Annotated in this window: 16 protein-coding genes; all 16 read right to left on the bottom strand. The window is 38.9% G+C overall.

What is annotated here, in order from left to right; genetic code table 11:
- Positions 1-79: 79 nt before the first annotated feature.
- Positions 80-913, bottom strand: coding sequence for a tetratricopeptide repeat protein (locus CJF29_RS11910; RefSeq protein ID WP_099146790.1), 834 nt, complete (start codon positions 911-913; stop codon positions 80-82).
- Between the two features lie 18 nt (positions 914-931).
- A complete protein-coding gene (locus CJF29_RS11905) occupies positions 932-2,761 on the bottom strand; it encodes a BatD family protein (RefSeq protein WP_074559637.1) in 1,830 nt (609 codons plus the stop codon).
- A gap of 31 nt (positions 2,762-2,792) precedes the next feature.
- Positions 2,793-3,515: a tetratricopeptide repeat protein gene (locus CJF29_RS11900; RefSeq protein WP_175486922.1), complete on the bottom strand. Its 723-nt coding sequence runs from the start codon at positions 3,513-3,515 to the stop codon at positions 2,793-2,795.
- A gap of 8 nt (positions 3,516-3,523) precedes the next feature.
- The gene (locus tag CJF29_RS11895; RefSeq protein WP_074559641.1) at positions 3,524-4,552 is read right to left on the bottom strand and encodes a VWA domain-containing protein; all 1,029 of its coding nucleotides are present in this window, start codon (positions 4,550-4,552) and stop codon (positions 3,524-3,526) included.
- Positions 4,553-4,597: 45 nt separating this feature from the next.
- A complete protein-coding gene (locus tag CJF29_RS11890) occupies positions 4,598-5,581 on the bottom strand; it encodes a vWA domain-containing protein (protein ID WP_004295974.1) in 984 nt (327 codons plus the stop codon).
- A gap of 49 nt (positions 5,582-5,630) precedes the next feature.
- Positions 5,631-6,719, bottom strand: a complete 1,089-nt coding sequence (locus tag CJF29_RS11885) for a hypothetical protein (protein ID WP_004312449.1) — start codon at positions 6,717-6,719, stop codon at positions 5,631-5,633.
- Complete coding sequence (locus CJF29_RS11880) at positions 6,719-7,588, bottom strand: DUF58 domain-containing protein (protein WP_074559643.1); 870 nt, start codon at positions 7,586-7,588, stop codon at positions 6,719-6,721. The genes CJF29_RS11885 and CJF29_RS11880 overlap by 1 nt, the downstream gene beginning before the upstream one ends.
- Positions 7,589-7,671: 83 nt before the next feature.
- A complete protein-coding gene (locus CJF29_RS11875; RefSeq protein WP_074559645.1) occupies positions 7,672-8,667 on the bottom strand; it encodes an AAA family ATPase in 996 nt (331 codons plus the stop codon).
- A 237-nt stretch (positions 8,668-8,904) separates the two neighbouring features.
- Positions 8,905-10,320 carry an HU family DNA-binding protein gene (locus CJF29_RS11870; protein ID WP_074559647.1) on the bottom strand — a complete coding sequence of 472 codons (1,416 nt, stop codon included), beginning with the start codon at positions 10,318-10,320 and terminating at the stop codon, positions 8,905-8,907.
- Positions 10,321-10,332: 12 nt separating this feature from the next.
- Positions 10,333-10,605, bottom strand: coding sequence for an HU family DNA-binding protein (locus CJF29_RS11865; protein WP_004306073.1), 273 nt, complete (start codon positions 10,603-10,605; stop codon positions 10,333-10,335).
- Positions 10,598-11,908 carry a 30S ribosomal protein S12 methylthiotransferase RimO gene (gene rimO / locus CJF29_RS11860; protein ID WP_004306074.1) on the bottom strand — a complete coding sequence of 437 codons (1,311 nt, stop codon included), beginning with the start codon at positions 11,906-11,908 and terminating at the stop codon, positions 10,598-10,600. Before rimO ends, CJF29_RS11865 begins: the two co-directional genes overlap by 8 nt.
- Positions 11,905-12,864 (bottom strand): signal recognition particle-docking protein FtsY, encoded by a 960-nt coding sequence (gene ftsY / locus CJF29_RS11855; RefSeq protein WP_004295981.1) that lies wholly within the window; start codon positions 12,862-12,864, stop codon positions 11,905-11,907. The genes rimO and ftsY overlap by 4 nt, the downstream gene beginning before the upstream one ends.
- Positions 12,865-13,002: 138 nt before the next feature.
- Positions 13,003-13,161 carry a DUF4295 domain-containing protein gene (locus CJF29_RS11850; protein WP_004295982.1) on the bottom strand — a complete coding sequence of 53 codons (159 nt, stop codon included), beginning with the start codon at positions 13,159-13,161 and terminating at the stop codon, positions 13,003-13,005.
- A 16-nt stretch (positions 13,162-13,177) separates the two neighbouring features.
- The gene (rpmG, locus tag CJF29_RS11845) at positions 13,178-13,366 is read right to left on the bottom strand and encodes a 50S ribosomal protein L33 (protein ID WP_002560155.1); all 189 of its coding nucleotides are present in this window, start codon (positions 13,364-13,366) and stop codon (positions 13,178-13,180) included.
- A 21-nt stretch (positions 13,367-13,387) separates the two neighbouring features.
- The gene (rpmB, locus tag CJF29_RS11840) at positions 13,388-13,648 is read right to left on the bottom strand and encodes a 50S ribosomal protein L28 (protein WP_004295983.1); all 261 of its coding nucleotides are present in this window, start codon (positions 13,646-13,648) and stop codon (positions 13,388-13,390) included.
- Positions 13,649-13,770: 122 nt separating this feature from the next.
- Entirely contained in the window at positions 13,771-15,003 is a 1,233-nt protein-coding gene (locus tag CJF29_RS11835; RefSeq protein WP_004325927.1) for a competence/damage-inducible protein A, read from the bottom strand.
- Positions 15,004-15,034: the final 31 nt, after the last annotated feature.

The raw sequence follows: 15,034 nt of genomic DNA, 5'->3' as shown, positions 1-15,034 counted from the left end.
AAACTTAAGCAAAAAAAAAGATAAAACAAATTATTTGCTTATCTTTTTTTCTTGAATATATAAAATCTATTAATGACCTTTATATCACCTCGATAGCAGAAGCTGGTACCCACCCGACTTTTCCATCTTCCAGTCGAATTTCTTTCCATTCTTTCATGGAGTTGTCTTTGACACTTACCTTTCTCCCTTCATGGAGAATAAACAAGGTAGTTCCACTTTCGCTTGGAGTACTCCGTACTGTTACACTCGGATTCATTACTATCGCCTCACTTCGATTAACCAAATGTTCTTTTTGTTGCGAAGCAAAAAGATTAGAGCAAATGGTGACAATCAGCAAAATGAGTCCTGATATGAATCCTATTTTCTTTAACATAATCTGTTTGGAGAATATAAAGAAATAGAGAGCGATAATCAATAGAATAAAGGAGACAATCCCCCATGTGGCCCATGCATCTACACTCATACTATTTGTCAGAGACTTGATCCATGAAACAAAGAACACTTCAGGAACAGGTTCAACCTTGTCTATTGTTTTTGCACGTGCCACTTCAAGATTAGCACGGATGTCACCATTTCCTGGTTGTAATAGCAGAGCACGCTCATAATTTAAAACAGCTTTCGCTATCTCCCCTATTTTATAATAACTATTTCCCAGATTGTAATAGACATCGGCAGCTTCTCCATTTTTCAGTAATGCTTCATATATCTGAATAGCTGCTGCATAATCTTCTTTTATATATGCGGAATCTCCTTCAGCTTTTGTTGCATCTTCCAGTGTATTACTGGAAAATGTGGTATGCGAAGCGTGGATAGAATCAACTCCATTCGTTTGTCTAGTATCAATGCTTAACGAATCTTGTCCGAAACAAGTAAGCGACATTGATAATAATATAAAAAATAATATCTTTTTCATGACATAATCTCTTCTGGGTTAATGTTTTATTGAATTCTCCATTTTGCTTATTACTTCTATTGAAGAAGAATAAACTTTATCCATAGCTTGATTCTCATCACCTGGAGCAAACCGGGCAAATTCACAATCATTCAATGCGTTCAGGAATTCTTTGATCAGTTCCTCATTTACTCCGTGATTTCTTAGTTTCTCTTCAATATTATCTTTAGATAAACGAGATACCGGAATATTCAGTTTGTCACTTATATATCCCCACAATGCCTTTAATACCTCATCGTAGAAAGCATCTTTTTTATTTTCGGAGAGTAATTTTCCTGCAAGCTTCATTCGCTTCGTTGCCACTTTATTTGCTTTTTTCGTACGCATTTTAGCAACATTTGCATTTTCAGCAGCTTGTTTACGATAAATAATGAAGAAAATAATAAAGGCAAGAGCCGGAATGATATAGAACAACCAATATGTCATTGAACCATAGAAGAAACTTCCTTTAGGTTGGAGAGTAACTTCATTCTGTTTGATATAACGGATGTCTTCACCTAATACTTTCAAGTCCTCTTTATTCGTGAAGTTAGCAATTACTTGATCCGCATTACCTGCACCTTTCTCAACATTTACTACATAATCTTCTGTTTTCAGTGTTTTGTAAGACTTGGAGCGAATATCAAAATAGCTGAAAGATACTCCCGGAATCTTATATGTTCCGGCATGTCTCGGAATTGCCAAATATTCAATAACTTTATTGCCTGTGAGTCCTTCCCGGGTTAATCTGACTTGATTGTCTACTTTGGGATCATATACTTCAAAATCATCCGGGAATTTAATTTCCGGATTAGAAATCAACTTCAGGTTACCTGTACCGGATATTACCAGTTTAATAGTAATAGCATCATTGGTTTTCAGTTCCTTACTGTTGATAGAAGAAGATATATTGAACTCTCCCACTCCACCTGAAAAATCTGCAGGTTTACCCGTAGGAAGCGGATTGACATTTATTGCTATCTTAGGAGTGGAAATATTTTTTTTAATTTCAATGACATTACTTCCTCCATTGAAGAAGGCATCAAAAGGATCATCTGATTGCACAGGTTTTCCGATAGTCATCTGGAACTGTGCCGGATCAATATATAGCTTTCCTGATTGTTGTGGGAAGAGAACAAACTGGCGATAAACCGTTGTATAGTAATTACGTCCCTGATAATGCTCCGGAGTCCATCTTGCATTAGTTGTCATTTCTATTTCTTGAGAATGGAAACCTTTGAAGTCGGGCAATTTCGCATTATTAAGTTGTAAGTTGGATTCTCTGGTGTATATTTTATAGGTCAGGACAAAAGCCTCCTGTTCATACACATTTGTTTTACTGGCACTTGCCATAATAAAAAGGTCCTGATTAGAGACACTTGTACTAGATGAGGAATGTATAGAACCACTACTACTATTATTTTGCCCGTTATTGCCACCTTGATCTTGTGGCAATACCTTAATCTTTACTGAGTTTGACACCATTTGGTCACCATCGGCAACAATGGAGGCACCGGGTATTGTGTATTCTCCGGCATTATTAGCCATTAATATGTATGTAAATGTAATACTGCTAGTAGATGTAACATTACCATTCACTATTTGAGTACTACTTTGTTGTGAACGGCTTGGACCCATCAATACATCAAAACCTTTGATTGATGGTGCCCGAAAATCTTTCACTTTTTGTGTAGTTACAATATACGACAGCCTGAATTGTTCGCCTACTACCACTGCATCAGGAGCAGAAGCTGTAAAAGACACCTTATCAGCAAACACATGAGTGCTATATGCTATCAATGCCATCAATATAATAATCAGTTTTTTCATTGCTTATGAAATTTATATCATCAACTTTATATTACCAATCTTTTTCCAAGCGACCGCCTTGCATAACTTTTTGTTGTTTCTTCACTTTATCCTGCACATCTTTCTCGTCCTGCATGACAGAATTCAGTAATTGTTCAGCATTCTCCTTCGACATCTGATTGTCTTGTTTCTTTTCAGATCTCGGTGGTTGCTGCTGATCTTTCTTTTCATCTTGTTTCTGATCCTTCTGTTTGTCTTTATTCTGGTCTTGTTTCTGATCTTGCTTTTGCTGATCTTTGTTTTGGTCCTGATTTTGATCTTGATTCTGCTGATTTTGTTGGTCTTTCAGCATTTTCTGTGCGAGAGCCAAATTGTACCTGGTTTCATGATCGGTAGGATTATTACGCAGTGACATTTTATATGCATCTACAGCTTTGGCATAGTCTTTACCAGCCTGGAAAATTACTCCCATATTGTGGTAAATATGGGCGAGTTTCATTTTATCTTTTTCTATTTTGCTGGCCGATACATATTGTTCCATGGCATCCTGAAACTTTTGCTGTTGCGAAAGGGTATTTCCTAGATTATACATGGATACCGTAGACTTGGGATTAGCTTCCAAGGCCTTCCGGTAGTTCACCTCTGCATCAACAAATACGCTATCATTAAACAGACGGTTTCCCTTACGGATATAGTCGCGTTCTGCTTTCTGAGCCGATACACCAGCTGCCGCTAACAGAAATACAGCGAATAGAATATATTTACTTTTTAACATACGTATAACTATTTCTTATTAGAAAACAGGTGAATGTTCTTAAATAAAGGATTTTTGCGATCCAGAATTAAGATTTCTGCCAATAACAATAGTAGAATAACCCATGCAATAGCCTGGAATTGTTCGTTAAACTCCGTATATACTTTCGACTCTACATCAGACTTCGCCATTTTATTTACTTCTTGATTGATGGCCTTTTGGGCTGAATTAGAATTATCTACTCGTACATATATACCTTTTCCTTCTTTTGCAATTTCCTGACACATAGCTTCATTCAAACGGGTAACGATCACATTACCTTCCCGGTCGCGGCGGTAATCATTCGTTCCTTCCACCGGTATTGGAGCGCCATCAGGCATACCTACTCCCAATACACTTACCTGAATACCCTTTTCTGCCGCAGCTTTGGCAGCTTCCACTGCACCACCTTCATGATTTTCACCATCAGTAATGACAATAATGGTGCGACCTACCCCTTCTTGCGGGGTGAAACTACGGGCTGCCAGATTGATTGCTTCCCCAATAGCTGTACCCTGTTTAGAAATCAACGAAGGACTAATGGATTCTAAGAACATCTTAGCGGAAATATAGTCACTTGTAATTGGCAGCTGTGTAAAAGCGTCACCGGCAAATACAATCATACCTACCTTATCATTATCAAGCTCATCTACTAACCTGGATATTAATCTTTTTGCTTTTTCCAAACGGCTAGGCTGTACATCCTGCGCTAACATAGAGTTTGAAATGTCCAAAGCAATAATTACCTCTACTCCCTTACGTTTAACCGTTTCCAGTTTTGAACCGAATTGAGGGCGTGCCAGTAATACGGAGAACAAACCAATAGCAACAAAAATAATCCAGAATTTTACATCCGGACGATATTTGGATACGTCAGGCATTAACTGAGCCAACAAAGTCGGATCTCCGAAATGTCGGATATTCTTTCTCCTCTTGTAATTGGAATACAAGTAGAAAGCTGCTAAAAAAGGTAATAGCAACAATAAATATAAATATGTAGGTTCTCCAAATCGAAACATCTTCTTACTATTTTATGATTGGCAAATAACGATTGACAAACATCCTTATGGAATTTTCTTGAGTACCGAATTACGTAATAGTACTTCCAACAAGACACAGAGGAAAGCTGCTAAAGCAAACCAATGATATTCTTCGTCCCGCTTACTATACTCTTTTACATTCAGTTTCGTCTTTTCCAGTTTATCAATTTCTTCATATACTTCTTTAAGCTTCGAGTTGCTCGTAGCCCGGAAATAGTTACCATCTGTCGTTCCGGCAATCTCTGTCAATGTCTTTTCATCAATTTCTACCGGCATACTTACATATTGCACCGTATTTCCGACTGGATAAGGATAAGGAGCCATTCCATTGGTACCTACTCCGATGGTATATACACGAATACCAAAGCTTTTTGCTATTTCTGCCGCTGTCATAGGCGAAATATCTCCCTTGTTATTTGTACCATCCGTCAATAGGATAATAACTTTGGATTTCGCTTTGCTATCTTTTAAGCGGGTTACAGCATTTGCAATACCCATACCGACAGCAGTACCGTCAGTGATAAGACCACATTTGATATTATGTATCATATCCAACAATACAGCATGGTCTACAGTCAACGGACATTGGGTGAAAGTTTCTCCTGCAAATAATGTAATACCGATATTATCATTGGGACGTCCATTGATAAACTCTGCAGCTACGTCTTTAGCAGCTTCCAGTCTGTTCGGCTTCAAGTCTTCAGCCAGCATACTGGTAGAAACGTCGATAGCCAGCATAATATCAATTCCTTCTATCTCACTGTTCTGCCACTTATTAGTAGTTTGCGGGCGTGCAAGAACCAAAATAACCAGTACTAAAGCAAGGCAGCGTAATAGAAATGGAACATGCAACAAATAATTCTTATAACTTTTAGGTGTATGCGCATATACCCGGGCATCTGAAATTTGAAGAGTTGCTTCACTTTTCTTTTGCTTCAGGATATACCATACAATATACGGTATAAGCAATAATAGCAAAAACAGATATTCAATATTGGCAAAAACCATTTTATTTATGATTTAACAGTTTACTATTTAGTATTAAGCTATACATCCTTTATACAAAAAGATTGTATAACTGTAGACCTATATATATAAAGGTACCGATCAATGCTGCTGATAACAATGCAATTCCACAAATCAGCATAGCTTTAACACGTAAAGAACGTTTCTCAATAATAGTGATTTCCGTTGGTTGCGGTTTCTGATTTTCCTCTTCCGGTTGTTTGGTCTCATTGATAAAATCAATGGCATTAATCAAATTGGCATCGTTTTCATTCATCTGAGGATTATGCTTGGCGAACTTCACTAAATCAGCAGTCTGGAACAATAGTTTTAGGTCTGATATGGCCTCTTTATCATTCATTTCCAGTAACTGATCAATTATTTCAGAAGAAGTCATTTCCAATGCATTAAATCCGAAACGATCCTTAATATATGTACGAATAGCATCGGTAAGTTCGGTATAGTACTCCTTCGATTGCCCTTTCTGCCACACCTTCTCTGTCTTGATACGTTCTATCTCTTTCATTGCAGCCTGATGTGGCGGCAATTTAGGTTCAACTTTAATTTTACGGATAATCGGTTTATTATCACGTATGCGAACAATCAGATAGATCAGCAAACCAAGCAAAGGTAAAGCCAAGAATGAACAAGCGATCAATCCATACCAGTCTTCCCATGCAAAAGGAGCTTTCATCACAGATTTTTGTCCGAAGAACTGGTCCGGATGTAAGGTGTCAACCGGCATTGAATATACTTTTAATGCGAGAGCTTTGGAGTTGTACACTTTCCCATCTACGGTAACTGGCATTGGCGGGAGATAATATAGAGCAGAGTCAAAAGAAGTGATAATGTACTCCTGCGTAATCACCATCCGCTGACGATCATTCAGGAATTGGGTATCTGGTTTGACTGTTTCTATAATTTCCACACCTCTTACCAGTGTATCAGTGTAAGCAGGAAAAATAGCACGCTGTTTGGCATCCATGGCTACTTGCAGTTGCACTTTCGCCTGTTCGCCGATCAGTATCTGCAGTGAATCAATTTTTGCTTCTACTGTAACAGACTGTGCTACTGCTTTACTGACAAACAATAGACCTAATAATGCTATCAGAATAATATTTCTATTCATCTTTGATTCCATTAATTTCGTTTGGCAAATAAATTCAACAATGCCTTTACGTAATCCTGATCGGTTTTGACGGATACAGCATCTACGTTACTTTTGGTAAAAGTATCGTTCAGTTCAGTCTGCTTTTGTATCCACCAGTCGCGATGTGCCCGGCGTACAGCTTTGGAAGAAGTGTCAATCCATTGTTCATGCCCAGTTTCTGCATCTTTGATTCGCATCAGTCCTACTGGAGGAAGATCACTGACTCTCCTGTCGTATACTTGCAATGCTACTACATCATGTTTCCTGTTAGCAATGGTCAGCGCATTCTTAAAGCTTTCCTGGTCAATAAAATCTGATAAGATAAATGCAGTGCAACGCCTTTTCATTACGTTTGTCAAATATTCCAAGGCAAGACGAATATTTGTGCGACGGCTTTCCGGTTGGAAATCAATTAATTCACGGATAATATACAAGATATGTTTACGTCCTTTCTTGGGAGGAATAAACTTCTCTATCCGGTCTGAAAAGAAAATCACACCTATTTTATCATTATTCTGGATGGCAGAGAAAGCAAGAGTAGCAGCGATTTCCGTCACCATATCTTTCTTTAACTGCTTGATCGTACCAAATTCCAAACTTCCGGAAACATCAACCATTAACATAACTGTCAGTTCACGTTCTTCTTCAAACACTTTCACATAAGGTTTATTGAAGCGCGCAGTCACATTCCAGTCTATGTCACGTATATCATCACCGAATTGATATTCACGGACTTCCGAAAATGACATACCCCTACCTTTGAAAGCCGAATGATACTGGCCTGCAAAGATATTGTTAGACAATCCTCGTGTCTTTATTTCAATTTGGCGAACTTTTTTTAGTATTTCACTTGTTTCCATTTATACAGTAGTTAATTAGTAGGTAGTTAAGTAGTCATGCATAGATATTTATGACTACTTATTGACTGTATTATAACTACAAATTAGGGTACTTCAACCTTATTCAGAATCTTACTGATGATTTCGTCCGAAGTCATGTTGTTAGCTTCAGCTTCGTATGTCAATCCGATACGGTGACGAAGAACATCGTGTGCTACAGCACGTACATCTTCCGGAATAACGTAGCCGCGACGTTTGATGAATGCATACGTACGAGCAGCTAAAGCCAGATTGATAGACGCACGAGGTGAACCTCCGAATCCGATCATATCTTTCAGTTCCTTGAGATCATATTTTTCAGGGAAACGAGTTGCAAATACGATATCTACAATATAACGCTCGATCTTCTCATCCAGATAGACTTGACGAACAACCTTACGTGCTTCAATAATTTCATCCGCTCTTAGAATAGGTTTCACATTGAACTTCTCACCATTGATATTCTGACGAATAATCAATTTTTCTTCTTCCAACTTCGGATAATCAATGACTACTTTCAGCATGAAACGGTCAACCTGTGCTTCAGGAAGCGGATAAGTACCTTCCTGTTCGATAGGGTTCTGAGTTGCCAATACAAGGAAAGGTTCCGGTAACATGAATGTTTCTTTACCAATAGTAACCTGACGTTCCTGCATTGCTTCCAGCAAAGCACTTTGTACTTTTGCAGGAGCACGGTTAATTTCATCAGCTAATACAAAGTTTGCGAAAATAGGTCCGCGCTGCACTTTAAAAGATTCATCTTTCTGACTGTAAACCATTGTACCGATAACGTCTGCAGGCAATAAGTCCGGCGTAAACTGGATACGGCTATATTTCACATCAATCAGAGAAGCGAGTGTCTTAATAGCCAAAGTTTTCGCCAAACCAGGCACACCTTCCAAGAGGACGTGGCCATCGGAAAGTAATCCGATAAGCAGTGATTCAACCAAATGTTTCTGACCAACAATGATTTGGTCCATACCTGTCGTAAGATTGGTAACGAAAGCACTTTGTCTTTCAATCCGCTCATTTAGCTCGCGGATATCAATTGATTCAGCCATAAATACTTAATATTTTATTATTTAAATCCCATTAATTTTATGTAAGCCTTGCCTGTGTCATAAGGCTTTTTATTTTGCCCCAAAAGTACGCCATATAATTAACGATTGCAACTAATTTTTATTAAAAAACAATGCGAAATCTTTAGATTAAGGTACTTTCATACGCTTTTGTACATCCATAACACTTCACCCGACCAATACAGGATTTGCATGGTCGGGTGAATGGATTATAACTACTTATTCTTTTGTAAGTTCTGGTATTTCAATAGTTGTGCCATACGGTACATTGTTGGGGTTCTTAATAACCTTCGGATTGTGTTTCACAATGTATGGCCACATTGCCTTTGTACCATAAAAACGCAAGGAAACCCTAGTCAAAGTTTCTCCTTCTTTGATTGTATATTTTGTCTTGGTTCCCGTAATCTTATAAGATGCTGAATCCAGATAGGCAGAAGTAGCAGGTTGTTGTGTAACCGTTTGAGGTTCTGCTTTGACAGGAATAGCTTCTTCTTTTTTGGCAACCGGTTGTGTCGTGGTAGCGACTTTGGATACATCAGGCGTTATTACCTTTGTAGTATCCTTATGTGCAATCGTATCAGAAAGCTGCGCTTCCGGTTGAACGGGTTGAGTGGTCACAGGCGGCATATCCAGTGCATTCTTGTCAGATGAAGAAGAGGATAAATCCGGATAATAAATAAAAAGAATGACACCTCCGCATAATAACAAAACGACTACAATAACAGCTATTAAATAAGGTACAGGAGATTTTTCCTTCACTGGGGCTGTCTTTTTAGAAACCGGTTGGGATACTTGTTCCGGTTGGACCGGTTTTATCGTTTCTTTTTCAGCAGGAGGCACTATAGGAGTCACAGGTTGCAGATTTGCTTTTAGAAGCTCTTGCTCTATAATCTTTTCGGCAGTGATCTCTTCTTTTTCTTCTTCTATAAATGCTGCTTGCTGCTCATTGATTATCACTTCCTCTTCCGGAACCTCTTCATCTTCCAGCTGTTCTACCTTTTCTTCGATATCAGTCTCTGTAATGGCTTCTTCGGGCTCTTTAGGAGACGTCTGTTCTGTCGATTCCTGTGCTATTGCAGATTCCTCAGTAATAGCAGGTTCTTCAATGGACTCTTCCACAAGTGGCTGACTGGCTATTTGCTCTTCCTGAATCGGCTCTTCTTCCGAAAGACCATCATCAGTACCTTCATTTTCTTCTATCACAGTAGTTTCAGAGTCATCCCCCATCTCATTCAAGACTGCCTGTGCTGACGCTTCCTCTCCTGTTTCTTCTTCCTCAGTCTCTTCTATCGGAGTATCTTCCAGAATTGTATTTTCATTCAATACAACAGTCTCAAAGTGTGCAAAAGGTTTATTTATCGTATCCCTTAGATTTGCATCCGGAGAAAATGAGACTTTTGTATGTCCTTTTATCTGGAAACGCTCGCCTGTGTTGACATTGACACTTTCCCGGCTATCTACATCAATAAGTTTGAAAGTTCCCAATCCTTTGATTTTTACAGTCTTTTCGTTCTCCAAGGCTTGTTCTATCAAGAGGAAAAACTCTTTAACAAACGCTTCGGCGTCTTTCTTGGTCATGCTATGTTTGGCTGCCAATAAGTCAGTAAGGTCTTGAATTGTTAGTCTTTCATTCATAACGGGAAATATTTATTTAAACTTATCTTTCAATGTATTGCTAGGTCTATACGATAATACCAATTTAGGTGGAACCAGCATGCGTTGTTTGCTTGCCGGGTTGATTGAAATCCGTTCCGCTTTCTTTTTCACTTCAAAAGAACCGAATCCTTGAATTGCAATCACATTACCTTCTTCCAATTCTTGTGTCATACTGGACAACAAAGAATTCATCAATTCGGAAGTATCCTTGATTGTGTATCCCAATCTTTCCGCTAGTTCGGATGTAAATTCCTTATTATTCATAGTCATTTATAATCTTTGCATATAAATCAAAATCGTCCGCATTCACCACTTCTACCTGATAAAACTGTCCGATCTTAAGTTCTCTCTCTGAACGATCAATCAATACTTCCGGATCTACTTCCGGTGAATCAAATTCTGTCCGTCCGATATAATAATCTCCTTCCAGACGATCGATGATCACTTTCATCTGTTTACCGATCTTTTCTGCACTTAACTCTGCCGAAATACCTTGCTGGATATCCATCAATTCATCAAGTCGGGCTTGTTTAACCTCTTGTGGAATAGAATCTTCGTATGTCTCTGCAGCATAAGTCCCTTCTTCTTCGGAATATGCGAAAGCACCCATTCGATCAAAACGTACTTTACGTACAAATTCTTTGAGATCCTCGAAGTCTTCCTCGGTTTCTCCGGGATGTCCTACCATTAAAGTCGTCCTCAGGTGAATGCCCGGCACTTCTCTGCGGAATTGTTCGATCAATTGGTAAGTATCCTCTTTGCTCACTTGTCGGCGCATTAACTTCAACATATTGTCACTGATGTGCTGAAGGGCAATGTCCATGTATTTACATACATTGTCACGTTCGCGCATAACCCGGAATAAATCTGTTGGGAAATGTGCTGGATAGGCATAATGCAGGCGAATCCATTCCACCCCGGGTATATCAGAAATACGCTCAATCAATTCCGGAAGCATTTGTTTCTTATACCGGTCTATGCCGTAATAAGTCAATTCCTGTGCGATCACCTGAAATTCTTTCACGCCTTGCGATACCAGGTATCGTACTTCGTCCAGAATTTCTTCCATTGGTTTGGAAATATGGTGTCCTGTAATAATAGGGATAGCACAATAAGAACATTTACGATCACATCCTTCTGAAATTTTCAGGTAAGCATAATGCTGGGGAGTTGTCAATGTCCGTTCGATATATAATTCATCGTGATAGACCTTTCCCAAGTCCTGTAAAAGCTCCTTCCAATTAAACTTCCCATAAAACTTATCTACCTGTGGTATCTCAACAGCTAATTCCTTGAGATAGCGTTCGGAAAGACAACCCATCACGAAAAGTTTCTTTAAATCCCCTTCTTCCTTTCTTTCAGCGAACTCCAGAATCATATTTATGGATTCTTCTTTGGCATCACCAATAAAACCACATGTATTGATTACCGCAATTTCTCCTTGCGGATTTTCAGTGTCATGAGTTACGCTGTATCCGACTTCCTCCAATTGGCGCATTAGCTGCTCGGAGTCAACCAGATTTTTAGAACATCCTAAAGTAATTATATCTATTGTCTTTCTTTTCATGCATTTTCTCCAAACAAGGAATCAACGAATTCATTTTTACGGAATACCTGTAAGTCTTCCATGCCTTCGCCTAGTCCGATATACTTAACAGGAATCTTGAATTGATCGGAAATACCAATCACAACACCACCTTTGGCGGTTCCATCAAGCTTAGTGATGGCCATAGCGGTAACTTCCGTCGCCAAAGTAAATTGTTTGGCTTGCTCAAATGCATTTTGTCCGGTGGAACCGTCCAGTACCAATAAAACTTCATCCGGTGCATCAGGTACCACCTTCTTCATCACATTCTTAATTTTGGTCAGCTCGTTCATTAAGCCCACCTTATTGTGCAGACGACCGGCTGTATCAATAATAACCACGTCTGCGTTATTGGCAACAGCCGAACTAAGGGTGTCATAAGCTACAGATGCGGGATCTGCTCCCATTTTCTGTTTGACTACGGGAACTCCTACCCGTTCTCCCCAAATCATTAGCTGTTCCACAGCTGCAGCGCGGAAAGTGTCGGCGGCTCCCAGATAAACGGATTTACCTGCTTTCTTGAATTGATAAGCCAGTTTACCAATGGTCGTAGTTTTACCTACCCCATTTACTCCCACAACCATGATGACATAAGGTTTTCTTGCGATGGGTACGTCGAAATCAGCTACATCACCCGAATTATTTTCAGTAAGCAGAGCTGCTATTTCGTCACGTAATATAAGATTCAGTTCCTGAGTATTTACATACTTATCTGCAGCTGCACGTTTTTCGATGCGCTTGATAATATTTAAAGTTGTTTCTACGCCGACGTCAGATGTAATCAGCACTTCTTCCAGATTATCTAATACTTCATCGTCTACTTTTGACTTGCCAGCCACAGCACGAGCTATTTTACTGAATACGCTCTCTTTGGTTTTAGATAATCCTTTATCTAAAGTTTCCTTCTTCTCCTTTGAAAAAAAACTAAAAAATCCCATATTTACACTTGTTTGTATAATACATTTGCTACAAAGATATAACAAAGGATTGGAAAAGTAAAAAAAGAAGCAATAAAAAATCCCCTCATTGTTCGCCAATGAGAGGATTTTGCAGTTATAGCGTATATGCTATTTCGATTATTTTTTGAAAAAGTCTTGTACTTTTTCGTTCGGAACCATTTGTTCATCAAAAACGTATGCTCCAGTTTTCGGAGATTTTACCATTTTGATAACCTTGGTATAAGCACGACCTTCTTTAGAACCTTCGTGCAAACTTGCTACTGTTTTCTTTGCCATGGGTTATACTACTTTATTATTTAATTTCCTTGTGTACTGTTACTCTCTTCAGAATCGGGTTGTATTTTTTCAACTCAAGTCTTTCTGTAGTATTCTTTCTGTTCTTAGTTGTGATATAACGAGATGTTCCCGGCATTCCACTGTCTTTGTGTTCTGTACATTCCAGAATCACTTGTACTCTGTTACCTTTTGCTTTCTTTGCCATTGTAAGTTTTCTCCTCTACGTTTAGCCGATTACTTTAATGCTTTTCCAATCACAATAACCTTTAGCCACTGCTTCAGTCAGCGCAGCATCCAGTCCTTTTTTGTTGATAATACGCAACCCGTTAGCACAAATGCTAAGGCTGATCCAACAATCTTGTTCTACATAATAGAACTTTTTGTTAAACAAGTTCAAATCAAAGGTTCTTTTAGTTCTTCTCTTTGAGTGTGAAACATTGTTGCCAATCATGGCTTTCTTTCCGGTAATTTGACAAATCTTCGACATTTCTATCTTATTTTTATAGTTTTATATCTATACTTCTTTCAAACAGGACGCAAAGTAAGCACTTTTATCCGTATAAAACAAGAATTTCCTAAAATAATTCACTTCCAGGCACCTATTTTTCTTTATTTGAGTAAATCACGAAGCATTAATAGTGCATTATTGCCTGCTCTTTCGATATTCATGCTTCTTCCGCGGTTCGTTTCCTGTTTGTAAGTACGAATTTCGTTTTTATAACCAGCGGCTATCCAAACAGTTCCCACCGGCTTCTCGGGAGTACCCCCTCCAGGACCTGCTATCCCTGAAGTAGCAACGGCGCAATCGGTTTTTAGTGTTTTCATCGCACCTTTTACCATTTCAATCACAGTTTCTTCGCTGACAGCCCCATGTTGCTCCAATGTTTCGGAGGAAACGTGTAAAAGTCCCATTTTTACTTCATTAGAATAGGCTACTACGCTTCCGTTAAAATATTCAGAACTACCGGCAATGGAGGTCAAACGTGCGGCAATACTGCCTCCGGTACAACTTTCTGCGGTGGAAACGGTCAATTTCTTCTTTTTTAAAAGTTCACCGACTATAACTTCCAATGGCGTATCTTCTTCACCGAAAATGTCTTCACCAAGTATTTTCTCTAATTTTACCTTTTCACGTTCAAGAAGAACTTTTACTTCTTCCCTGTTTTGTCCGCGTCCTGTCAGTCTAAGACGAATAATCCCCAGCTTAGGCAAATATGCCAATTTGATACATTCTGGCAGAGCACTCTCCCACGGTTCCAGTTTTTCTGCCAATACGGATTCCGGATAGTGTTGTACAAGAAATGTTTGATGCATAATCACATCCGTTTGAAACCTCTCGTGCAGCTTAGGTAATACACTTTCTGTCATTACGGCAGTCATCTCTTGCGGAACGCCCGGCATGGAAACAAGTACCTTTCCATCTCTTTCGAACCAGCTGACAGAAGCACTTCCTACAGGATTATTTATCACTGTACAATCTTTCGGAACCATTGCCTGGCTTTTGTTGAGTGCATTCATTGGTATTTTCCCTGCCAGTACCCGTTTTACATTTTCGAATACTTCTTCGCTGAAAACCAGTTCTGTATGAAAGTATTTGCATAAAGTTTGTTTGGTGATATCGTCTTTGGTAGGTCCGAGTCCTCCGGTTACTAAAACAATATTCACCCTTTCCATCGCATTATCAATCGCTTCCAAGATTTCCTTTTCCCGGTCACGGATTGAAACAATACGAAGAACCTCAATGCCTATTTTATTTAATTCCTGCCCCATCCAGGCTGAATTAGTGTCGACAACCTGTCCTATCAACAGTTCGTCGCCAATGGTTATTATTTCGGCAAACATACTTCTTAGTTTTTATCCTATTATATATAAT

It is taken from the genome of Bacteroides celer (assembly GCF_002632415.2).
Classification (GTDB): Bacteria; Bacteroidota; Bacteroidia; order Bacteroidales; family Bacteroidaceae; genus Bacteroides.
This window is presented reverse-complemented; position numbering and strand designations above follow the sequence as displayed.

Excerpts from the sequence above, each read along its gene's own strand:
- CJF29_RS11910 (WP_099146790.1), bottom strand. The coding sequence starts at position 913 with ATGAAAAAGATATTATTTTTTATATTATTATCAATGTCGCTTACTTGT.
- CJF29_RS11905 (WP_074559637.1), bottom strand. The coding sequence starts at position 2,761 with ATGAAAAAACTGATTATTATATTGATGGCATTGATAGCATATAGCACT.
- CJF29_RS11900 (WP_175486922.1), bottom strand. The coding sequence starts at position 3,515 with ATGTTAAAAAGTAAATATATTCTATTCGCTGTATTTCTGTTAGCGGCA.
- CJF29_RS11895 (WP_074559641.1), bottom strand. The coding sequence starts at position 4,552 with ATGTTTCGATTTGGAGAACCTACATATTTATATTTATTGTTGCTATTA.
- CJF29_RS11890 (WP_004295974.1), bottom strand. The coding sequence starts at position 5,581 with ATGGTTTTTGCCAATATTGAATATCTGTTTTTGCTATTATTGCTTATA.
- CJF29_RS11885 (WP_004312449.1), bottom strand. The coding sequence starts at position 6,719 with ATGGAATCAAAGATGAATAGAAATATTATTCTGATAGCATTATTAGGT.
- CJF29_RS11880 (WP_074559643.1), bottom strand. The coding sequence starts at position 7,588 with ATGGAAACAAGTGAAATACTAAAAAAAGTTCGCCAAATTGAAATAAAG.
- CJF29_RS11875 (WP_074559645.1), bottom strand. The coding sequence starts at position 8,667 with ATGGCTGAATCAATTGATATCCGCGAGCTAAATGAGCGGATTGAAAGA.
- CJF29_RS11870 (WP_074559647.1), bottom strand. The coding sequence starts at position 10,320 with ATGAATGAAAGACTAACAATTCAAGACCTTACTGACTTATTGGCAGCC.
- CJF29_RS11865 (WP_004306073.1), bottom strand. The coding sequence starts at position 10,605 with ATGAATAATAAGGAATTTACATCCGAACTAGCGGAAAGATTGGGATAC.
- rimO (WP_004306074.1), bottom strand. The coding sequence starts at position 11,908 with ATGAAAAGAAAGACAATAGATATAATTACTTTAGGATGTTCTAAAAAT.
- ftsY (WP_004295981.1), bottom strand. The coding sequence starts at position 12,864 with ATGGGATTTTTTAGTTTTTTTTCAAAGGAGAAGAAGGAAACTTTAGAT.
- CJF29_RS11850 (WP_004295982.1), bottom strand. The coding sequence starts at position 13,161 with ATGGCAAAGAAAACAGTAGCAAGTTTGCACGAAGGTTCTAAAGAAGGT.
- rpmG (WP_002560155.1), bottom strand. The coding sequence starts at position 13,366 with ATGGCAAAGAAAGCAAAAGGTAACAGAGTACAAGTGATTCTGGAATGT.
- rpmB (WP_004295983.1), bottom strand. The coding sequence starts at position 13,648 with ATGTCGAAGATTTGTCAAATTACCGGAAAGAAAGCCATGATTGGCAAC.
- CJF29_RS11835 (WP_004325927.1), bottom strand. The coding sequence starts at position 15,003 with ATGTTTGCCGAAATAATAACCATTGGCGACGAACTGTTGATAGGACAG.